The sequence below is a fragment of the Taishania pollutisoli genome, assembly GCF_014518315.1.
Classification (GTDB): Bacteria; Bacteroidota; Bacteroidia; order Flavobacteriales_D; family Crocinitomicaceae; genus Taishania; species Taishania pollutisoli.
The window spans coordinates 77,121-98,469 of record NZ_JACVEL010000004.1; the positions used below are offsets into that span (position 1 = coordinate 77,121).

At 43.0% G+C, this 21,349-nt stretch carries 14 protein-coding genes; 1 reads left to right on the top strand and 13 read right to left on the bottom strand.

Annotated elements, in window-relative coordinates:
• Positions 1-21 precede the first annotated feature (21 nt).
• From H9Y05_RS07480 to rsmI, 3 genes are read right to left on the bottom strand one after another with little or no spacing between them, the layout of a single operon-like run.
• A complete protein-coding gene (locus H9Y05_RS07480; RefSeq protein WP_163489718.1) occupies positions 22-2,508 on the bottom strand; it encodes a transglycosylase domain-containing protein in 2,487 nt (828 codons plus the stop codon).
• Between the two features lie 46 nt (positions 2,509-2,554).
• Entirely contained in the window at positions 2,555-3,580 is a 1,026-nt protein-coding gene (locus H9Y05_RS07485) for a quinone oxidoreductase family protein (RefSeq protein ID WP_163489719.1), read from the bottom strand.
• Positions 3,581-3,583: 3 nt separating this feature from the next.
• Positions 3,584-4,255 (bottom strand): 16S rRNA (cytidine(1402)-2'-O)-methyltransferase, encoded by a 672-nt coding sequence (gene rsmI / locus H9Y05_RS07490; RefSeq protein ID WP_216713936.1) that lies wholly within the window; start codon positions 4,253-4,255, stop codon positions 3,584-3,586.
• 199 nt (positions 4,256-4,454) lie between these two features.
• On the opposite strand from rsmI, the gene H9Y05_RS07495 reads away from it, so the two are divergent.
• A complete protein-coding gene (locus tag H9Y05_RS07495; protein WP_163489721.1) occupies positions 4,455-6,221 on the top strand; it encodes a T9SS type A sorting domain-containing protein in 1,767 nt (588 codons plus the stop codon).
• Positions 6,222-6,662: 441 nt separating this feature from the next.
• Here the strand turns inward: H9Y05_RS07495 and atpG are convergent, their stop codons facing one another.
• From atpG to H9Y05_RS16540, 10 genes are all read right to left on the bottom strand, one after another.
• On the bottom strand, positions 6,663-7,538 hold the full coding sequence (atpG, locus tag H9Y05_RS07500; protein ID WP_163489722.1) for an ATP synthase F1 subunit gamma: 876 nt from the start codon (positions 7,536-7,538) through the stop codon (positions 6,663-6,665).
• Between the two features lie 76 nt (positions 7,539-7,614).
• A complete protein-coding gene (gene atpA, locus H9Y05_RS07505) occupies positions 7,615-9,189 on the bottom strand; it encodes a F0F1 ATP synthase subunit alpha (protein ID WP_163489723.1) in 1,575 nt (524 codons plus the stop codon).
• Between the two features lie 37 nt (positions 9,190-9,226).
• The gene (atpH, locus tag H9Y05_RS07510) at positions 9,227-9,760 is read right to left on the bottom strand and encodes an ATP synthase F1 subunit delta (RefSeq protein ID WP_163489724.1); all 534 of its coding nucleotides are present in this window, start codon (positions 9,758-9,760) and stop codon (positions 9,227-9,229) included.
• A 5-nt stretch (positions 9,761-9,765) separates the two neighbouring features.
• Complete coding sequence (locus H9Y05_RS07515) at positions 9,766-10,260, bottom strand: F0F1 ATP synthase subunit B (RefSeq protein ID WP_163489725.1); 495 nt, start codon at positions 10,258-10,260, stop codon at positions 9,766-9,768.
• Between the two features lie 74 nt (positions 10,261-10,334).
• Complete coding sequence (gene atpE / locus H9Y05_RS07520; protein ID WP_163489726.1) at positions 10,335-10,541, bottom strand: ATP synthase F0 subunit C; 207 nt, start codon at positions 10,539-10,541, stop codon at positions 10,335-10,337.
• 36 nt (positions 10,542-10,577) lie between these two features.
• Complete coding sequence (gene atpB, locus H9Y05_RS07525) at positions 10,578-11,687, bottom strand: F0F1 ATP synthase subunit A (protein ID WP_163489727.1); 1,110 nt, start codon at positions 11,685-11,687, stop codon at positions 10,578-10,580.
• 109 nt (positions 11,688-11,796) lie between these two features.
• Positions 11,797-12,177 carry a hypothetical protein gene (locus tag H9Y05_RS07530; protein WP_216713937.1) on the bottom strand — a complete coding sequence of 127 codons (381 nt, stop codon included), beginning with the start codon at positions 12,175-12,177 and terminating at the stop codon, positions 11,797-11,799.
• Complete coding sequence (locus H9Y05_RS07535) at positions 12,164-12,412, bottom strand: AtpZ/AtpI family protein (protein ID WP_163489729.1); 249 nt, start codon at positions 12,410-12,412, stop codon at positions 12,164-12,166. Before H9Y05_RS07535 ends, H9Y05_RS07530 begins: the two co-directional genes overlap by 14 nt.
• Before the next feature lie 55 nt (positions 12,413-12,467).
• A complete protein-coding gene (locus H9Y05_RS07540; RefSeq protein ID WP_216713938.1) occupies positions 12,468-13,514 on the bottom strand; it encodes a PorP/SprF family type IX secretion system membrane protein in 1,047 nt (348 codons plus the stop codon).
• Positions 13,515-13,517: 3 nt separating this feature from the next.
• Positions 13,518-21,239 carry a PKD domain-containing protein gene (locus H9Y05_RS16540; protein ID WP_317170286.1) on the bottom strand — a complete coding sequence of 2,574 codons (7,722 nt, stop codon included), beginning with the start codon at positions 21,237-21,239 and terminating at the stop codon, positions 13,518-13,520.
• Positions 21,240-21,349 lie beyond the last annotated feature (110 nt).

A 21,349-nucleotide genomic window follows, 5' to 3' on the forward strand; every position in this document is an offset into this window, starting at 1 on the left:
TTTTCTTCAAACGTTCGTGATCTATTTAAAAATATCTAATCCGGGGTCTCCGCCCGCGTTGGTATTATCACCTGTACAGGAGAATGCATTCGGATCATAAGTTGCCGGAGCAGCAAAGTCTGCCTGTGTCAGGTTAATTTTAGGATCTTTGTACACCTTCTGCATGTAGTATCCGAAGATCGGAAGGGCCATCCGCGCACCTTGTCCCCATTCCATGGATTGAAAGCGCACTTGTTTATCTTCGGCACCTACCCATATTCCCGTAACCAAATCCGGTGTGAGCCCCATGTACCAACCATCTGCGTTTCCTTGTGTTGTTCCCGTTTTTCCCGCCATCGGAGCAGTAAGTCCTCCCCACGGTCTCCAGGACGCACGCAACGAACCTCCCGTACCACCGTTGACAACACCCTTCATCATTTTCAGTGTTTCGTATGCTACGTTTTCGTTCATTACTTCTTTCGAATATCCTTCTTCACTGTAGATAACATTTCCGTTGCGATCTTCGATGCGCAGGATTGACACCGGCCGGTTATAAATACCATTATTGGCCCACATTGCTTGTGCACCGGTTATTTCAAATAAAGACAAGTCCATAACACCCAGACACATGGAAGGTACTTCATCTTCCGGACGCAGATTAATATCCAGATCTTTCAGCAACTTTGAAATGGTTTTCGGACCTGCATATCCACCCATCATCGACATCACGGCCACTGTTCCCGGGTTATTGGAATTTTGCAATGCCCAGGATACGGTTTTCCCTACCGGAATATCTCCGCTCGGACACCATTTACCTGTAATTCTTCCGTGTCCGTCCTCTAAATCTACACAGTAGGGCATGTCTTTGTAGACAACACATGGTTTTACAACGCCCATTGCAAGGGCAGTTCCGTAAACGAAAGGTTTGATGGTCGAACCGACTTGTCGTTTCCCTTGTTTTACGTGGTCGTATGCAAAACTGGTAATATCAGCACCTCCGACCCATGCTTTGATAAACCCTGACTGCGGTTCAATGGAAATAAGTCCGGCATGCAGGAATCCTTTGTAGTAACGAATGGAATCATTTGGCGTCATGATGGTATCTTTTGTACCATTCCAGGAAAAAACAGACATTGGGACTTTCACATCAAAAGAAGCCATGATTTCTTTTTCACTCAATCCTTCTTCTTTCATTTTTGCATACCGGTCGCTCCCTTTTCGTGCGCGTTTCATGATGCTTTCAATCTGTTCATCGGAAATCGGGGTCCCGTTGTAAGAATCCGCAAACGGAAATCGCTTTCTGCGTTTGTTATTTTTGTCAAATTCAGGTTGTAAATCTGATTTCAAATGACGCACAAGCGCTTCTTCTGCATGTTGTTGCAGGTCAATATTGATGGTCGTGTAAATTCTCAATCCGTCCTGGTACAAATCATACGGAGTACCGTCTTTCTTTTTGTATATCAGTTCTCCGTTTTCATCTTTTGATTTGAAGAGCTCGGTTAATTCTTTTCTCAGGGACTCTCTGAAATACGGAGCGACACCTTCTTTGTGGTCAACGACCTGATAATCGGTAACAATTGGTTCGTTTTTCAGCTTGTCGTATTCTTCCTGCGTGATTTTATGCGTGATGGCTTCGTTTCCTTTCTCACTGTTTTTCAGCCATTGCATCAAAACCTGGTTTCTTCGCTGGTGAATCAATAAACTATCCTCTTCCCGCGCTTTACGGATATCTGCAGCGGCTACTTTTTCTGCCGGGATTCCTTTATTTGCAGCGATCCGGGATCGGTAATCTTTTACCTGGTAGGTACGGGGGTTATACAGTGACGGATTTTTCACCATTCCGACAAGACAAGCAGCTTCACTTTTGGTCAATTCATTTGGCTTTTTGTTAAAATATACTTTCGCAGCATTCTCAATTCCGACAGCATTGTACAGGAAATCAAACTGGTTCAGGTACATCGTAATGATTTCTTCTTTTGTAAATCGTTTTTCCAGACGAACGGCGATGATGTTTTCCTGCGCTTTTTCATTGATCCTTCCGAATTTACCGGTTCGCGGAACTTCCTCTCCTGCCAGACGTGCCTGCTTTTCCCGTTCCCTCTTTTGCAACGTAAACAACAATTTTGCCAATTGCTGCGTAATAGTAGAAGCACCTCCTTTGCTTCCCATGTTTACCACAGCCCGCGTAAGTCCCTTAAAGTCAACCCCGGAGTGCGTCATGTATCGTTCATCTTCTGTAGCGATGAGTGCGTTGGTTACAAACGGAGAAATTTCTTTGTATTCAACGGTGGTACGATTCACTTGCCAATACCGGCCCAGCTCTGTTTTTGAATCATCTGCATAAATAATCGAAGCCAGCATTTCCGGTGGATTGTCAAGCATTTCAACGGACGGAAGGTCGTCTTCAGACTGAAAAAGGAGTAACAAGGTGATCACCAGAAAGGGGGATAGTCCTCCTAACCAGAACAATAGGTACAATCGTTTTTTTGTTTTATCGCTGAAACTTGCGGTATCTTTTTTTGAAGACATAAACGGCTGAATAATTTTGATGTAAAAATAATGAAAAAAAGATTGTCTACCAGTGCACGGCAATTTTTCCGATTGATTTCCCGGATTCCAACAGGTTGTGTGCCTGGTGCATTTCTGCGTAACTGAAATCTCCTCCGTTTTCAGTTGTCAGTTTTCCCTCGTGGTACAACCGGATGACTTCTTGCATACACCATTGAAGAACCAATGGTTTATTATCAGCAATTTTCAGCATGTTCACACCAATCAGGCTTTTTGACTGCATCATGAGAAATACCGGGATGCTCACACCCATTTTCCGGAGAAAGTTAAGTTGCGAAAGCATTCCGAATTTTCCTTCAGCGAGTTGTGAACCTCCGAATAAAAAAATCCGGGAACCAAATCCCAGTAATTGCTTATCTGTTTTAAATGTATCTCCTCCAATCGGATTAAAAGAGACGTCCAGTTTTTTTGAACCAATGATCCGTTCAACAGCTTGCGCGTAATTTTCATTCCTGTAATTGATCGTATAATCAGCACCTAAAGACAGGCATTTTTCCTGTTTTTCTTTGGAGCTTACTTTAGCAATGACAATTGCCCCGGCATGTTTTGCCAGTTGAATCAATAAGGTTCCGACGCCTCCTGCGGCGGCATGAATCAGTACATGCTCACCTGTTCGGAGAGGAGAAATATAATTGGTCATGTAATACGCAGTTACTCCCTGGGTGGCAAGTGCCAAGGCATCATTTACCGGCATTTCCCCTATTTCTGCAATGGCATCTTTTGTCGTAACGGCATGTTTTGCATATCCGCCGAACCGAGTGAAGGCAACCACTCTTTTTCCGATCAGGGACGTATCAGCCGAACTCCCTGTTTCTATGATTTTGCCAACCACTTCATACCCGATGACACATGGAAACGGAGGGGCTTCCCTGTACAAACCGCGACGTGCCATTACATCTGCATAATTCAGCCCGAATGCTTCTGTTGCAATTAAAATATCATTTTCCTTGAGGGCAGGCAATGCAACTTCCGAGAGCCGGAAAGCTTCTTCAGCGGTTCCCTTTTTTGTCAATAAAAATGCTTCTGTTTTCATGACTTAATTTTTACCGGCTACAATAACGACAATTTCTCCTTTCGGGGGATGTTGTTCATAGTATGATTTCACTTCCACAGCTTCACCCCGTTTATATTCTTCAAATAATTTGGATAACTCCCGGACGACACATACGTTGCGGGAAGAACCGAAAAATTCTTCGATCTGGCCGAGCAATTTGACCAATCGGTGTGGTGATTCATAGAAAATAATGGTTCGTCCTTCTTCTGCCAGTAATTTTAACCGGGTTTGTCTCCCTTTTTTATGTGGAAGAAAGCCTTCAAACACAAATTTATCACACGGAAATCCGCTTGCAACCAATGCGGGAACAAATGCTGTTGGCCCTGGCAGACATTCGATGTCAATGTCATTTTTTACGCACTCGCGCACCAACAAAAATCCGGGATCAGATATGCCGGGAGTTCCGGCGTCAGATACTAAGACAGCGAGGTTGGAAGCATTTATTTTGTCAAGGACATGTTCCAGCGTTTTATGTTCATTGTGCGCGTGAAAAGGCACAACGGTGTTACTTATTTCAAAATGGGCAAGTAATTTTTTAGTCACACGGGTATCTTCCGCCAGTATAAAATCTGCTTCCTTCAAAAGCCGTATAGAACGAAGCGTGATGTCCTCCAGGTTGCCGATGGGAGTCGGGACTAAAACAAGTTTTGGCATGTCTGATTGTTTTATGAATGCGAAGTTACCATTTTATAGTGACTAAAAACAGACTCTATATTTAAAAACTAATATCGGTTACCCAACCATTTCGGGTAATTATTCGTTTATAAGGTATAGAGGAATAAAGTAAAGAAGATTTTGACAAATTCGATTCAATTTTCTATCTTTACCCGTTGATTAATTTAAAAGAAGGTTTATGAAGAAGATTTATTTGACAATGTCTGTTGCCCTTTTTGCTATAACTGGTTTTTCACAGAACCTGAGCATTAAGGATAATCAGTCAAAAAATGCACACCGTTTAGTGGAGACAGCTAAAAAGGCTGTGACTAACAATGGCGCTGAAAAAGCCACTTATTTGCAAGAAAATTTTGATACCTGGCCATTGACAGGTTGGGTAATTCAAAATGGTCCGGCATCTACGGTAACAAACCCAACTCAAACATGGCATCAATATGCTACAGGAAACCCGGGAAGTTCTGCAGGGATTTTATATGTAAACAGTGTAGATGTACATGATCAGGAGTTGATAAGCCCTGCGGTTGTATTACCAGCAGGAGGAAGCTACCGTGTTGCGTTTGATTTTAGTACAAGTGTTTATTGGCACGCTACAACATTAGGAGGGCTTTATGACAATGCTGATATCACGTTAAGAGTAACTACTGATGATGGCGCTACATGGTCAAACATTCTTTGGCAAGAGGATAGCATTCCGTTGTTAGATGCTTCTTATTCAAATGGATGGGAAACATATGTATGGAAAAGAGCATATGTAAATGTTTCAAGTTTTGCAGGTCAGACAATCAAAGCTAAATTTACATACAAAGGGCAAGATGCTGCTCAGTTTAGCTTAGACAACGTGTCTATTGAAGACATTCCTGCAAATGATTTGGCTATCCGAAATGGTTGGGCCGGAGACATCGTTAATGCGTACGATTATTCTAAAGTGCCGGTTGGACATACGGTACCGGTTGTTGCCGGATTGTCAATTGCAAACCTGGGTGCACTTGCGCAAAATGATGTGAAAGTTGCGTTGGATATTGAGCTTTCAGGATCAGTAGTATATACAGACACATTGTTGGCAGATATTCCTGTTGGTAGTGTTGATACGTTCTGGTTCACAACAACGTACAATCCAACTGCTATAGGCGATTATACTGTTAAGTTCTCTATTCCGACTGATGAAGTACCGGGAGACGAGCAACGCGATGTCGCACTTAGTACAACAGCTAATACCTATGCAAATGATTTCGGATCAACAAACATCTATCGTTTTGACCAGGATGATAAAACATCTATGGGGGTTTTATATGAAATCAAATCAAATACATTCATGACAGACATCCAGGTAGATTTTGAAACCGGAACAACTGAGAACAACGAGGTTGCAATTGAAGTGTTCCAGGTAGGAGCCAATATTCAGGATTTAATTTATGTAAGCGACTACATTTACAATGTGGAAACTGCAGTGATTGGAAATGGATTGACGACGATTCCTTTAGATGCACCATTAGCATTGACAGCTGGTGAAAGATATGTGATTTTGGTTACTAAATACGAAGGTCCGTCTCGTGTATTCTTAGGAGGAAGCCCTGAAGGAGATGCAGATAACTCAACTGTTTGTTATGGACCATTCGGATCCGGAGATGCGGTTAACTATTACATCGGTTGGGGATTCACTCCTGCAATCAGAGCAATTCTTAACCCTTCAGCATCTGTAACAAATGTTGCAGGATTGGAAGGGGTTAAAGTATACCCGAATCCATCTGAAGGAGTGATAAACGTTTCTAACGATACAAATGTTGAAAATACAATCGTTGTTACAGACATCGCTGGTAAAGTGGTTGCGACTAAAGTTGCTTCTACAGCTACAACAATTGATTTAGGAAATTTCGGAACCGGAATTTACCTGGTTGAAGTGGCAAACCAAAATGGTAAAAAAGTAGAAAGAGTTGTGATCAAATAATTCTTTTACGCATACAACAATTGAAAGGCTGTCTGAAAAGACAGCCTTTTTTAGTTTCTGAAAAGACAGTTCGACCACTGTGAAACGAAAGTAAAAGACATGGTACGATTAGATTACTGCAGGCTGTGTGATACGGAATGAAAGACAAGATTTATCAAATAAGCAGGGAAGGAACCGAACCGTTCTGTTTCGACTACAGTTGTGTTTACAATATACGGGACTCATTGTTTCATAACTACGAATACACGGATTATTCATTGAAGTTCATTTATTATATCTATATCATTTTGCGTTCTGCTATTTCTTTTTGATTCGTATAAATCTGTGGAAATAGTTTGACCTTTACCATACCTGCTTGTAAAAAAGATGACATCTTGACACTAACAAAAAAATCCCTCCTGAAACCAGAAGGGACTTTACTTATGTAAGAAAAATAAGTTCTTATGAATTCAGTGCTTCTGCACCACCAACAATTTCTAAGATTTCATTGGTAATGGCAGCCTGACGTGCTTTGTTATAAGACAATTTCAACGATTTCTGTAATTCTTTCGCGTTGTCCGTTGCTTTGTGCATTGCAGTCATACGTGCACCGTGTTCAGCTGCATTTGAATCCAATAATGCTTTGAACAATTGAATTTTTAATGATTTCGGAATCAAATCTTCTACAATCTCTTGCTTGGAAGGTTCAAAAATATAGTCCGCTGTTGCAGCACTGTTTTCTTGCTCGTTCTTTACAATCGGTAAGATTTGTTCTGTAATCACATCCTGCGTCGCCGCGTTGACAAATTTATTGTACACAACAACTACTTTATCGAATTCTTTGTTGACAAAACGTTTCATCAAGTCATTTGCAATGACAGCAGCATTGTCAAACGAAAGTACGGAGAAAATATCTTCAACGGGAGCGATCTCGTCGTTGATGTAATAAAACTTCGACTTCTTGTACGTGTCTTTGATCTTTTTTCCCAAACAAAGTACACGTGGATTTTCAGCTGCATATTCAACATTCACCAGGTGGTTTACCCGCTTGATAATGTTGTTGTTGAAACCACCACACAATCCTCTGTTAGAAGTTACAGCAATGATCAACACATTGTTTACAGTTCTGCTTTCAGCGTACGCATTGTCAGAAATATCCAGTGTTGCACTCAGATTCCCTAAGATTTCCTGCAATTTTTCTGCATACGGACGCATTTGAGTAATGGCATCCTGTGCACGCTTTAATTTTGCCGCAGAAACCATTTTCATGGCAGAAGTAATCTGCATGGTTGACCCGACGGATGTAATTCTGTTACGTATTTCCTTTAAACTTGGCATAACTCTGATTATGAATTATCGGCTATTAAGTGATTTAACACGTTGATAGCCGATAATTATTCAATTCATAATTCAATTAATATTTTGAAGCGATCTCTTTCGCAACTGTCGCTAATACATCTGTATCTGCGTCTTCGTATTTACCAGCTTTCAAACGAGCCAATACGTCTGCATGTTTTGCATCCAGGAAGTTCAAATATTCTTTTTCGAACTCTTTCACACGTGCAACAGGAACATTTTGCATCAATCCTTTTGTTCCAACGTAAATGATTGCGATTTGCTTTTCTACAGACATTGGATCTCCTTCGCGTTGTTTCAGGATTTCCACGTTTCTTGCTCCTTTATCCAATACAGATTTAGTAGCAGCATCCAAATCAGAACCGAATTTTGCAAACGCTTCCAACTCGCGGTACTGTGCCTGGTCTAATTTCAAGGTACCAGCTACTTTCTTCATGGATTTGATTTGTGCGTTACCTCCTACACGAGATACGGAGATACCTACGTTGATCGCCGGACGGATACCTGAGTTGAACAAGTCAGACTCCAGGAAGATCTGTCCGTCAGTAATCGAAATTACGTTTGTAGGGATGTATGCGGAAACGTCTCCTGCCTGTGTTTCAATGATCGGCAATGCTGTCAAAGAACCTCCACCTTTCACTTTTCCTTTCAACGATTCCGGTAAGTCATTCATTTGTGCAGCGATGCTGTCATCAGCGATGATTTTCGCAGCACGTTCCAACAAACGGGAGTGTAAGTAGAATACGTCTCCAGGGTATGCCTCACGACCCGGAGGACGACGCAATAACAAAGAAACCTCACGATAAGCTACCGCTTGTTTTGATAAATCATCATAAATGATCAATGCAGGACGTCCTGTGTCACGGAAATATTCTCCGATCGCAGCACCTGTCATCGGTGCGTAGAACTGCATTGGTGCGGGATCAGAAGCATTTGCTGCAACGATTGTTGTATACGCCATTGCTCCTGCATCTTCTAATTTCTTAACAATTCCTGCAACGGTTGAACCTTTTTGTCCTACCGCAACATAAATACAGTAAACAGGTTCACCTCTGTCGAAGAATTCTTTTTGGTTGATGATGGTATCGATACAAACAGTTGTTTTACCTGTTTGACGGTCACCAATAACTAATTCCCGTTGCCCACGTCCGATCGGAATCATGGCATCAACAGCTTTTACTCCTGTTTGCAACGGCTCGGTTACCGGCTGACGGAAAACTACTCCCGGAGCTTTACGCTCGATCGGCATTTCAAACAATTCTCCTGTAATCGGTCCTTTACCGTCAATCGGGTTTCCTAATGTGTCAACAACGCGACCAACCATTCCTTCACCAACTTTCACAGAAGCGATACGTCCTGTACGTTTTACTGTGTCACCTTCTTTTACTTCAGTAGTACGACCCAATACAACGACACCTACGTTGTCTTCTTCCAGGTTCAAAGCGATTCCGTTGATTCCTCCGTTGAATTCAACTAATTCACCGTATTGAACACCGTTCAAACCGTAGATACGAGCAATACCGTCACCGATTTGAAGTACAGTTCCAACTTCTTGTAATTCCGCTTCAGAACGGAACCCTGATAATTGTTCTCTTAAAATTGCAGATACTTCTGCTGGTTTTACCTCTGCCATGTTTGTAAGCTTTACTTTGATGCCGTGGTTAAACGGATTATCTTGTTAAACGTTGTTTTAAATTATTCAATTGGCTAGCAACGGATGCATCAATTTGCTTGTCATCCATTCTAACAATAAACCCACCGATCAGGGTAGGATCAATTTTTTCTGTTATTTCCAAAGTTCCGGAAACACTCCCTTTCACTTTTTCTACAATTTTGTTCTTCGTTGTTTCACTCAACGGAACGGCTGAGATAATTGTCAGCGGTGTAATTCCTTTGTACTTGTTCACCTGATCCTGAAAAGAAGCAGCGATTGCTGACAGCAATACTTCTCTTCCTTTCTTCGTAATCAATTCAATGAACATCCGGCTGATTTGCTGAAACTGACCGAATAATTCATTAAAGATAGCGATTTTTTTATCTGAATTGATAATCGGGGACTGAACAAGCAGTTGAAATTCACGTGAATCGTTAGAAACAACGGAAAGATAGTTCATATCATTCAATACCGCATCCACCTGGTTTCCTTCGATTGCCAGGTCTAACAGTGCTTTTGCGTATCTTGATGCTGCTTTCGTACCTTTCATTGCAATTAATTCAAGTTAATTTCTCCAGCCAATTTGTCTGCCAATGCTTTTTGTTTCTCATCACTGGACAGGTTCTCACGAACAACTTTCTCCGCAATTTCAATTGAGAATGCAGCCATTTGTGCTTTCAACTCAGCAATAGCCGCCGCCTTTTCTGCATTGATGCTTGTACGAGCACTTTCCAATACTTTTTCAGCTTCTTCTTTTGCTTTGTTTTTCGCATCATCTACCATTTTATCAGCAGTAGCTTTTGCGTCTTTGATCATCGCGTCACGCTCTTTACGCGCCTCTTTTACTAACTCTTCATTTTGTGCAGCCAACAATTGCATTTCTGCTTTTGTTTTTTCAGCCAATTCCAACGCCTCAGTAATTTTCTGTTCACGTGTATTGACCATGTTTAAAATCGGCTTCCACGCAAATTTTGTCAAAATGAATAACAAAGCAATGAAAACAAGCCCTGTCCAAAATAATAATCCTAAATCCGGTGTAATTAAATCCATTTTATATCTTGTTTTGTTTTTAACGATTCAAAAATATCGGTTTGCAACCAACCGTTGCAAACCGATAAGGCTTCTTAAAGACCAAGGAAACCAACAACAACACCGAAAAGAGCAACCCCTTCGATCAATGCCGCTGCGATAATCATAGCCGTTTGAATTTTTCCTGAAGCTTCTGGTTGACGTGCGATAGCGTCCATTGCTGAACCACCGATTCTACCGATACCCAATCCTGCTCCTAATACTGCAAGACCCGCTCCAATTGCTGCTACTGTACCTGTCATTTTACTTTATTTTGAGTTAAAAATTTACGTATTTAATTAGTGGTGGTGTTCTTCTACAGCTGCTCCGATAAACAATGCAGATAACATTGCAAACAGGTATGCTTGTAAGAACGCAACCAGGATTTCCAACACGGAAATGAACAATGCCATTGGCACTGACAATGCTCCCCATGCCGCATTTTTATTGATAAAGATAATTCCGATGAATGCCAAAATAATTACGTGACCTGCCGTAATGTTTGCAAACAAACGAATCATCAACGCGAATGGCTTTGTCAGGATACCAACTACTTCAATAGGAATCATGATAATCAACAGCGGAACAGGTACTCCCGGAGTTGCGAAAATGTGGTGCCAGTAATTTTTATTTCCTGAAAGAACGGTTGCCAATAGCGTACAAACAGCTAAAAAGAGGGTGATTGTAATGTTCCCCGTTAAGTTCGCACTCAACATTGGCACCAACCCCAATAGGTTACCAACCAGAATAAAGAAGAAAATTGTCAGTAAGTACGGAACATATTTCTTGTAGGCATGTTCTCCGATATTTGCTTTTGCTACATCATCACGAACAAAAATAACCAGTGGTTCAATGAATTTGGCAACACCTTTAGGGGCAATTGCTCCATTCTTTTTGTAATAACGTGCTGTACCAATTGCTAAAAGACACACAATAAAAGAAACTAAAAACAATACAAATACGTTCTTTGTTATTGAGAAGTCCATTGGTTTCGCGTTGTGCGGGTGGCTATCTTCAAATTGTAATTCACCGTTTTCCAGTTTGTAAATCTTCTCATGGAAAATAGCGTATCCGTCAGCAGGACCAACACCGGCAACGTAATGAATTTCTTCATGTGTTTTGTGATCCACAGCAGTTTTTAATTCTCCGTGGTATAAATGGCTGGAAGAAAAGGTCTTTAATCCTCCGTCCATTAAGATTATCGGTAAGTAAACAGATGTTCCGTTATGTGCATCTCCCCACAGGTGAATTTCATGTGCATCCTTGATGTGGTGCATGATCATTTCACCAATGTTGAAGTCTTTTTCTACATACCCGTCCACTTCATCGTGTCCGGCATACAGTGCATTAATTGAAAGAACTGAAAAAACAGTTAAAACCAGTGTGTTGAACTTGTTGAATAATCTCATTGTAATTTCGTTTTGAAAAAAAGCCTTCAAAATTTGGCGCAAAGGTATGGAAACTTTCTTAAGTAGGAGTATGAATACCAATAAAAATTTTAAGATATTTCAATATTATTTACTTTTCCTCAGCACCGAGGCGAATGAGTAACAATGAATGGAAGATCATCAGGACGACAAAAACAGAAACAAATTGTAATCCAAATGATTTTAGATGAATATTTGCCTTGTACCAGATGGCTGCAATGATCGAGAGAATCGTTAGCAACTGAAAGGTTGTCATCAGCATAAATCGCTGCGCAAAAGATTCCGGATTTTTCTTTTTTCCTACTGTAACGATAGCTGCTCCGCCAATAAACAGAACAGGGATAACGATGTTGACGAGTAAAAATAATTTCATTGGTAGTTGAATCAGATGTAAGGCGTGCAAAAGACCATATGCGACAAGAACAATTGATACAGCACTCATCAGGTACAGGAAATAACTATTTTTTTTCATCGTTGCGTTTACTCATTTTTATTGCTTCCCGAATGACCAGCGTTAGTCCTGCAGCGACTCCGAAAAGCGTCAGTCCAAGTGTCCACCAAGGAGTCTTCAATTTGTATTTTTCATCCAGGAAGTTACCCAACCAGGCAAATCCTGCAATGATGACCCCCATTTGAATCCCGACGGTTGAGAAGCGTGCAAAGGTGTTAAAATTTTTCTTATCCGGCTGATTTTTTTCTGAATCCATGGAGTAATATTAATCCGTTTTACCCGAAAAATAAGAAAAAATCAGATGGAAGGGATCATATTCCCATAAAATCTTTCGGACATTGGTAGCGACGCATTCTGCTTTTCTTAGAACGGTATTTTTGGAACATATAGCGGTCATCCCAATCGTAAATAAGAGAAATTTCATGTGATCCGAACGAAGCGGAACGCAGTTGTGAAACGGTAAAATCAACACTGTACATTATTTTAAAGGTCTGTTTGCGCTGAGAAGGGAGGTTTACACCAAAATTCATGATGAATGAATCAAAGCGATAGGCACGGTAGAATAATCCTTCATTGCGTAACCAGATTCCAACGACTAACGGACGTTTGATGACAGAAAAACCGATTGTTGCTGTCTGAAATCTACCTTGATTTTCATAAATAACAGACGGGGAGATGATCGTTTCATTGAGCAAGATCGCCGTGTTCAAGTACCCGACAAACTTCATTGGAAGTGCGTCGCCGACAATCAATCCTTCCTTGGGTTGTGTGAGGTGGAGTGCAGAAAATCCAACTGTTGCCATCAGTTTTTTATAAGCTCCTCTTTTCCGGGATTCATGGTTAAAACGCATCGAAATCCCGGAACCAAAATCTGCATATACAACGCTGTTGTAATTCGGAGCCATAAACTGCGTTGTTCCTACTTCGCCATACACTTCGTGGTAATGATCGGAAAAACGCAATTTTGACCAATCAATGTATTTATTGACAATTCCCCCGTTCACACCTACCTGCAACATAAAGTTCCGAGTTTCAACAGGACGGTACGCATACGTCATATATCCACCGGAAGACCGGAGTAAAGCTTCCCCGGCTACGTCTGTATAGGCATTAACGGCGAATGCCAGCTTGGGAATGACCTGTCCCTCAAACGAAGCAGAAAAGGTGTTGAACTTCCCGGGGACCGGAGCCCATAAATTGCGCGCCTGAACTTTGACGGAATACCCATTATTTAATGCAATCATTCCCGGGTTGTAATAAACCGGGTTGTTATAAAATTGTGAGAAATTCGGATCCTGCGCGTTGACTTTTGTCGCTACAGCAAGGAATATGGTCAGAGATGTGAGTAATTGTTTCATTGCTTAGCGGATTACGGTTACTGTTCCTGAACGTTTCATTTTTCCTTTCGGATAGTCTTTTCCTTCCCAGACGCTCTCATCTTCGAAAATAGCAGCGATTTTCCAGACATAAGCGTCCTGCTGAACGGGTGCTCCTTTATAGGTTCCGTCCCATCCTTCCACCGGGCGACCATAATCATCCAGAAGTGTCGATTCCCAGATCAGATTCCCCCAGTCATCATAAATCTGAATGTGGTATTCTTTCAAGCCGATTCCTTTTGGCAGGAAGTGAGAAACTTCATAACTGCCATGTCCGGGATAAACAGCATTCGGAACAAACAGGTTGTGAATCATCGGGTTTTGAACCAGAGATGTGACGGTATCGGTACAGCCATTTGCATTCGTAACGATTAGCGTTACATAAAAATCACTGTATTGATAATAATTATATACCGGACTGTCTTCCGTTGAACTGTCACCATTTCCGAAATCCCACAGGGAAGAAGCGTAATCCTGAGATTGATTGGTAAAGATAACCGTGGCAAGTGTGACGTCTTCGTCGTTGGTAATGTATGAAAAGGCGGCGTCGGGTGCCGGTTGAATATCTATCGGTACGGAGGAGGTCAATACAGCTGAGCATCCTGCGTTAGTGTAAACCGTCATGGATACAATGTAAGAGCCGGCAGTCGTGTAATGATAGGTTACATTTTCACCGGAAGTAATTGTACCGTCTCCGAAATTCCATACAACGGAATCAGTATAGAGACTGGTTGAACTGAACACAAGATCTGCATGCTCACACCCCAATAATGCAGGAAGCGTAAAAGCAGGAACCGGAGACTGATGGATAATAATTGTCCGGGAAATAGTGTCTGTACATCCGAATTGATTAGAGGCGATCAGTTCCACAGTATATGTCCCGACTGCCTGGTAAGTATGAGCCGGATTGACAAGCAAAGAGGTTGTTCCGTCGCCAAAATCCCATTGATACCCGACAGCTCCCGAAGATAAATTGCTGAATTGTACATCTTCATTTGGTCCGCATAGCAGAACAGGTTGTGAAGAAAAATCTGCTATAGGAAACGGATTGACATTGACATATTGTGTTGTTGTATCCATACATCCGTTCAGACCTTGTACAATCAGCCGGACAACAAAAATTCCCGAAGAGGTATAGGTATGTTGTGGATTGGCGTTGGAGGAACTGTTTCCGTCCCCGAAATCCCAAGTAGAATAAACGTGTCCGGTACTTTGATTCGTAAACTGAACAGGCAATGGAATACAACCCGTCTGAGGTGTAAGGTCAAAGGCTGCAACCGGAGGGGTGTTTACCTGGATCGTTTCCGTATGTGAAGTGGAACAAAATCCGTCGGGAGAAGTTCCACTTAATGTAACCGTATATATTCCCGGGTTGGAATAGGAATGAACAGGGGTGGAAAGATTGGATGTGTTTCCGTCCCCGAAATTCCAGACATATCCCATCATCGGATCGGATTCATTCACAAACTGGAAAGGTGAAAATACACAAACAGAATCCGGTTGATAACTGAAACCGATTGCAGGCGCGGTATACACATTGATTGTCACGGTTGTAGTGTCATAACTGCAACCATTGTTGACCATCAGTGACACGTGGTACGTTCCCGGCTGTGTATAGGTATGCGACGGGCTGTAAGCAGAAGTGAAATTTCCGTCGCCCAGGTCCCAATTGTAATTGGTTCCTCCTAACGTATACTGTGTAAAATTGACGGTTAACGGAGCACATCCTTGTGTAACACTTGTGTTGAAGAAGGGAATCACATTGTTCGGCACAACAGTGATCGTATGATAAGCAGTGTCTACACCACATTCATTGCTGGCAACCAGCATAATTGTATAACTTGTCGTATCCGGATCGGCAATATAAACAGGTAACTGGAAAATAGAATCCGCATTTGTGCCCGTTGTTCCGTTTCCGAAATCCCAAAAGAAATCATCCGGTAATCCGTAACTGGTATTGGCAATGACAGGTGTCCAGGGAGAACAAAAACTATTGTATTCTGTTCCGAACAAAGCAACAGGTTGCGGCATCACAATAACCTGTTGCTGCGTAGATACTTGTCCGCAATAATTGGTAACGGTTAATGTTATCGTATACGTTGTATCTGCAAGTACCCCGGCAGGATACGTAACAGCAGGCGGATGCTGATCTGTAGATGTAGTTCCGTTTCCGAAATCCCACAAATAAGTTACATCCGGCCCCGTTGAATTATTCTGAAAGGATGCTGTTAACGGTCCGCACAATGAATCAGGGGTTACGGAAAATACAGCAACCGGAGGAATGTATACATCTATTGATTGCGTCATTGAATCCACACATCCATATTGAGTGGTGATGATTAATTGTACCGGATAGGTTCCTGACGATGTGTACGTATGCAATGGGCTATTGTCTGTGGATGTCGCTCCGTCTCCGAAATTCCATACGGATTGATCAACAAGTGTGCTGGTATTGGTAAACGGAACGTTTGTATTCAGACAAACAATCGGATCAACCGTAAATCCGGGAACAGGTAACGGGCGAACAATTGTTGTCAGATCATTGCTATTTGTACAACCTGTTGCCGGGTTGGTATACGTATAGGTGATTACAAATGAACCCTCTCCCGCAACAATCGGATCAAACAAACCTGCTGTTCCGTCTGTAATTCCCGTTCCGGTAAATATGCCTCCATTTGGTGTTCCTGTGAGGGTAAGCATCGGCTCGGAAATACACAATTCGTGATCTGCTCCGGCATCGACTATCGGTAACGGATGAACAGTAAACAGCATTGTGTCTCGTGTTAGGCAGTTTCCTGCACCATTTGTATATACCAGTTCATACGTTCCGTCCGTTGCAATGGAAAAATTCCCCCCCGGATCTACATTGATTCCCGACCATGTTCCTGTTGCCGGTTGTCCGGTCACCTGGATTGTGCTGTTGTCAATACATGCTTCAAGATCTAAGCCTGCATCTGCTGTTGCCGGTTCTACAATGGTAACGATCTTATCATCCGAATCCTGGCAACCTGTTGTCGAATTCACAACGGTATAGGTTACAGTATATGTTCCGGTAGCATTTGGTGTAAAAACGCCGGTCGTTGAAATCGATGCTCCCGACCAGGTTCCCCCTGCAATCGTCCCTTCAAATTGTACTCCGATCGGTTGATTACACAAGGTTGTATCACTTCCTGCATTTACTGCAGGCAATGGATTTACGGTCACTGTTGCCGTTGTGGTTGCTGAGCATCCGAACGCATTGATTCCGGTAATGCTATATGTTGTGGTTGTTAAAGGGCTTGCTGTCGGATTGTCACAATCGTCACATGACAAACCAGTTGCGGGAGTCCATGTGTATGTTCCTCCTGTTCCCGCACCAGTTGCAGTTAAGACAATAGATTCTTCCAAACAAATGACTTCATTGGAAGCGGTAATAACAGGTTCAGGGTGAACAGTAATCGTAACGGGTGTAACGGTTTGACAGGTTCCTGCTCCGATGGTGTAGTTGAGAGTATGTGCTGCTACTCCTGCTGTTACCGGGTTAAAATTCACACCTGAAACGCCTGTTCCTGACCAGGTTCCTCCCGCAGGATTCGGAGCAAATAATGTATTCAGATTCACAATTCCTTCATTGACACACACTTCAATACCAGTATTGAAAACAGGGAATACAGGAGGCGCTACGGAAATCAGTACCGTATCTGTATTTTGGCAACCTGTTGCAGTAGTCGTGAAAGTGTATATGATCGTTGCATTTTCTGTTCCGTTGGGTGTAAATGAACCCGAAGCAGTTATGTTCGGACTGCCCGACCATGTTCCACCTGCCGGAGTACCCGTCAATTGTACTGAAATTGGCTGATCACATAAGTTTTGATCGCTGCCTGCATTCACAACAGGGAGTGGATTTACAGTTACCGTTGCACTGGCAGTGTTCTGGCATCCGGAAAGCGTAACTCCTGTTACCGTGTATGTTGTGGTAGCAACAGGTACAGCATCTGAAGTTGCACAGTTGCCGCAGGATAGCGTTGCAGCAGGTGACCAGGTATAGGAAGTAGATGCTTCTGAACTTGTGACGGAAATAGAGGCTGTTTCTCCGAAACAAATTACATCTCCTGTTGTTGTCAGGTTGGGAACGGCATTTACTTCAATCGTTGCTGTGTCGCTGGTTGTACAGGTACCACTCCCATACGTATAAATAATTTCATGTTGTCCGACACCTGCATTGAGCGGATTAAATGTAGTACCACTCACACCTGTTCCACTAAATACACCACCTGTTGGAGAAGCATTCAAGAATGTTCCGAGAACGACAGCAGCGTTATTTACGCACAAACTGTCCAGCGGAGTGATTGTTGGTGTAACCGGAGCAGAAACGGTGATGACAACGGTATCGGAACGCCCACATCCTGTTGTGGGATTTGAGTAAGTATACGCCAATGAAACAATCTCTTCTCCATTTGGAGTGAACGTTCCTGTCGGTGTTACATTCGGACTGCCTGACCAGGTACCTCCTGCTGGTGTTCCTGTGAGGTTAAACGGAATCGGTTGATTACACATCACCTGATCGGCCCCTGCATTCACAACCGGAAGCGGATTCACTGTTACCGTTGGAGTAGCTGTGGAAGAACATCCGAATTCATTGGTTCCGGTAATGGTATATGTTGTTGTTGCTGTCGGATTTGCTGTCGGGGTGTCACAATCTGTACAAGACAAACCGGTTGCGGGAGTCCATGTGTATGTTCCTCCAGTTCCGGCTCCTGTTACAGAAAGTCCTGTTGTTTCTCCTGCGCAAATGATTGCATCCGTAGCGGTGATGACAGGTTGCGGATGAACAATGATATCGACGGTAGATGATACCAGACATGTTCCCGAACCATAATTATAACTCAAGGTATGTGTTCCTGCTCCTACCGTTGCAGGATTAAAATTGATCCCTGAAACACCTGTTCCCGACCAGGTTCCACCTGCCGGATTCGGTGCAAAAAGTGTAGTTAGATTTGCACTACCTGAATTGATACAAACAGAAGGAGTAGGGTTGAAAACCGGAACAACAGGAGGAGTAACGGTCAGCAACAATGTGTCTGAATTTTCACATCCTGTTGTAGGATTGGTATAACTGTAGACAATGTTAGCTGTTTCGGGACCATTTGGAGTAAACGTTCCTGTCGGTGTTACATTCGGACTACCTGACCAGGTTCCGCCTGCAGGCGCTCCTGTGAGGTTAAATGGAATGGGTTGATCACAGACTGTTTGATCTGGCCCTGCATTCACAACCGGAAGCGGATTCACGGTGACAGTACTTGAAACGGTAGCCGGACAACCGTATGAATTGGTTCCGGTAACGGAATAAGTGGTTGATCCCGTCGGACTGACCTCGGGATTCGGACAGTTCGTACAAGAGAGCCCCGGGTTGGTAGTCCACACAAAATCAACAGGTGGAGTCGCTGCAGTTGCATTCAGCTGAACGGATTCACCTAAACAGATGGCAGGATTGTTAACCGAAAGCACCGGAATCGGATTGACGGTCACAACGACCGTATCTCTTGAAAGACAGGTTGGGGAGGTTGAGGCTGTCAGCACATACGTAAAATTGACCGGAGCAGTTCCTGTATTAACAGGATTTGCAGTCACACTTGATTGATTGGAAGCGGACAAATTTGTTGCAGGATTCCATTGATAGCTCACTCCTCCAACAGGGGCACTTCCGATAGGTGCATTTCCGCCGGAACAAAAAGCGGCATCCGGACCGGCATTTGCGACAGGAGGTTCATTGACAATCAATGGCCTGCTTGCATTGACAGTCCCGCAAGCATTTGTCGCTGCTACGGAAATCGTATAACTTCCTGCATCGGGGTACTGAATACTCCCTGGTACCTGAGTGGTAGAATTTCCCGGTGTTCCTGACGGAAAGCTCCAGTTATAATTAGTGACAGGTGCATAACAGTCATTCGCAGTCACGGTTGGGTTAATACTTTCCCCCTCACAAATCGGACCGACAGCAGGAAGTGTAATGCGTGGAACATCCTGTGCCTGGATAACCGTACTTTCGTAAAACGTACCACATGTATTGGTCATTTGCAATCGCAGGGTATAGTTTCCGGGAGATGAAAATGTCAGTTGAGGTTCCCAGGAAGAAGTATTGGTTCCGTTTGCATACGCCCAGTTTTGAGTCGCCGGGCAAGACGTATTGTAGTTAGTCATTTGCCAGTTGATGCTGTACTGACACATGTTGGAAATATCGCTGTTGTTTACTACTGTTGATGTAAACGGGATACAACCAACAGCAGGATTCATTGAAAATTCAGGGTTCGGAACGGCTTCAATACAAATCACGCGGGAAAGTGTATGTGAACCACAGGCATTTTGAGTGGTAAGTGTAACGGTGTATGTTCCGGGAGTGGTGTACACATGTGTAGGATTGCTTTGAATGGGAGAAAATGTGGTAATCGTACCGTCTCCGAAATTCCATTGATACAACGTAGTTGACTGGCAGGAAGAATTAAAACCGGCAGTTGAACTGTTGATAAACTGAACACTTGTATTCACACAAGCTCTTGGCGGAGCGGTAAAATTAGGCTGTGGAGCAGTATAGACACGAATGGGGTTGATACTTGCAACAGACAAATCACATGGATTTTCTGCCTGGATGATAAATGTAAATGCATTTCCCGGTCTTCCGCAAGACGTGGCGGTATAGGTGTGACAAATTTCAGGAGGAAGGCTGGCATGCTGAATGGTGTCAATGGGGGAACCGTCTCCGTAATCGATGATATAATAGGTTGAAGGGTGATTGGTTGCATAATTGGACAGGGGAAAGCACAACGTAATCGGTCCGCATCCTGTTGTTGCTCCCGGATTGGCGGCACCGATAGCGGGGTTGGTAATGTTGGAAACAACGTAGTGAGCTGTATCGGCACATCCGTTGGCAGTACTGACAATGTAATACATGTCAAAAATATCTGCTGTTGTGTAGGTATGTGATGTTCCTCCGGTTGGCGGAGAAGTACTGTTAAAATTCGCAGATCCGTCTCCCCAGATGATCTGGTAATTTGTTCCGGGATGTGTCGTCATGTCGTAAACCGTCATGTTGAAATTGGTACCATCGCAGTTCTTGTAATCTGCGAGCGGATCAATCAATGCTGCTTGTGGAAGACTGTTGATGGTAACCGGTTGTGTCGTTGTTGTCTGGCAACCGTTGACATCCGTTACGGTCAATGCCACATTGAATGTTTCATTGGTGGTTCCGTAGGAAACAAATTCCCGGATTACATTCGGAGCGGTGGATGTATTGGACACACCGGATGCGGGATTTCCGAAATTCCAGGAGTAGCTGTTGCCACCTACAACTGAATTGGCAGCAAAAGAGACGGGAACATTTGCACACACGTTGTTAGGTAAAAAAGCAAATGAAGCATCCGGTAAGGGATTGACAATCACCTGAACATTATCGGAAGTGGAACATCCGTCTTCATCTGTGATTGTTAATGTGTAAGTCGTCGTGATTGTTGGTGAAGCAGTTGGATTGGGGCAATCAGCACAACTCAATCCCGTGGCAGGAGACCAGGAATAGGTCAGAGTTCCTGTACCGGAAGAAGATCCTCCGAGTGACGCAGATCCTCCGGAACAAATAGTTGCGTCTGATCCTGCATCTGCAGTGCATTGCGAAAATAAATCAACGACCGAAAAAATTCCAACAAGCGTTGTAAGGAGTAAAGAGTATTTGTTCATGTGTAGTTTTCTACCGAGCTAGTTTTCGATGCTAAAATACGTAAAACAGGAAAAGAATGGATATGAAAGTGAAAAAATATGGCATTTTACGTACGTGGTTGTTGAAAATT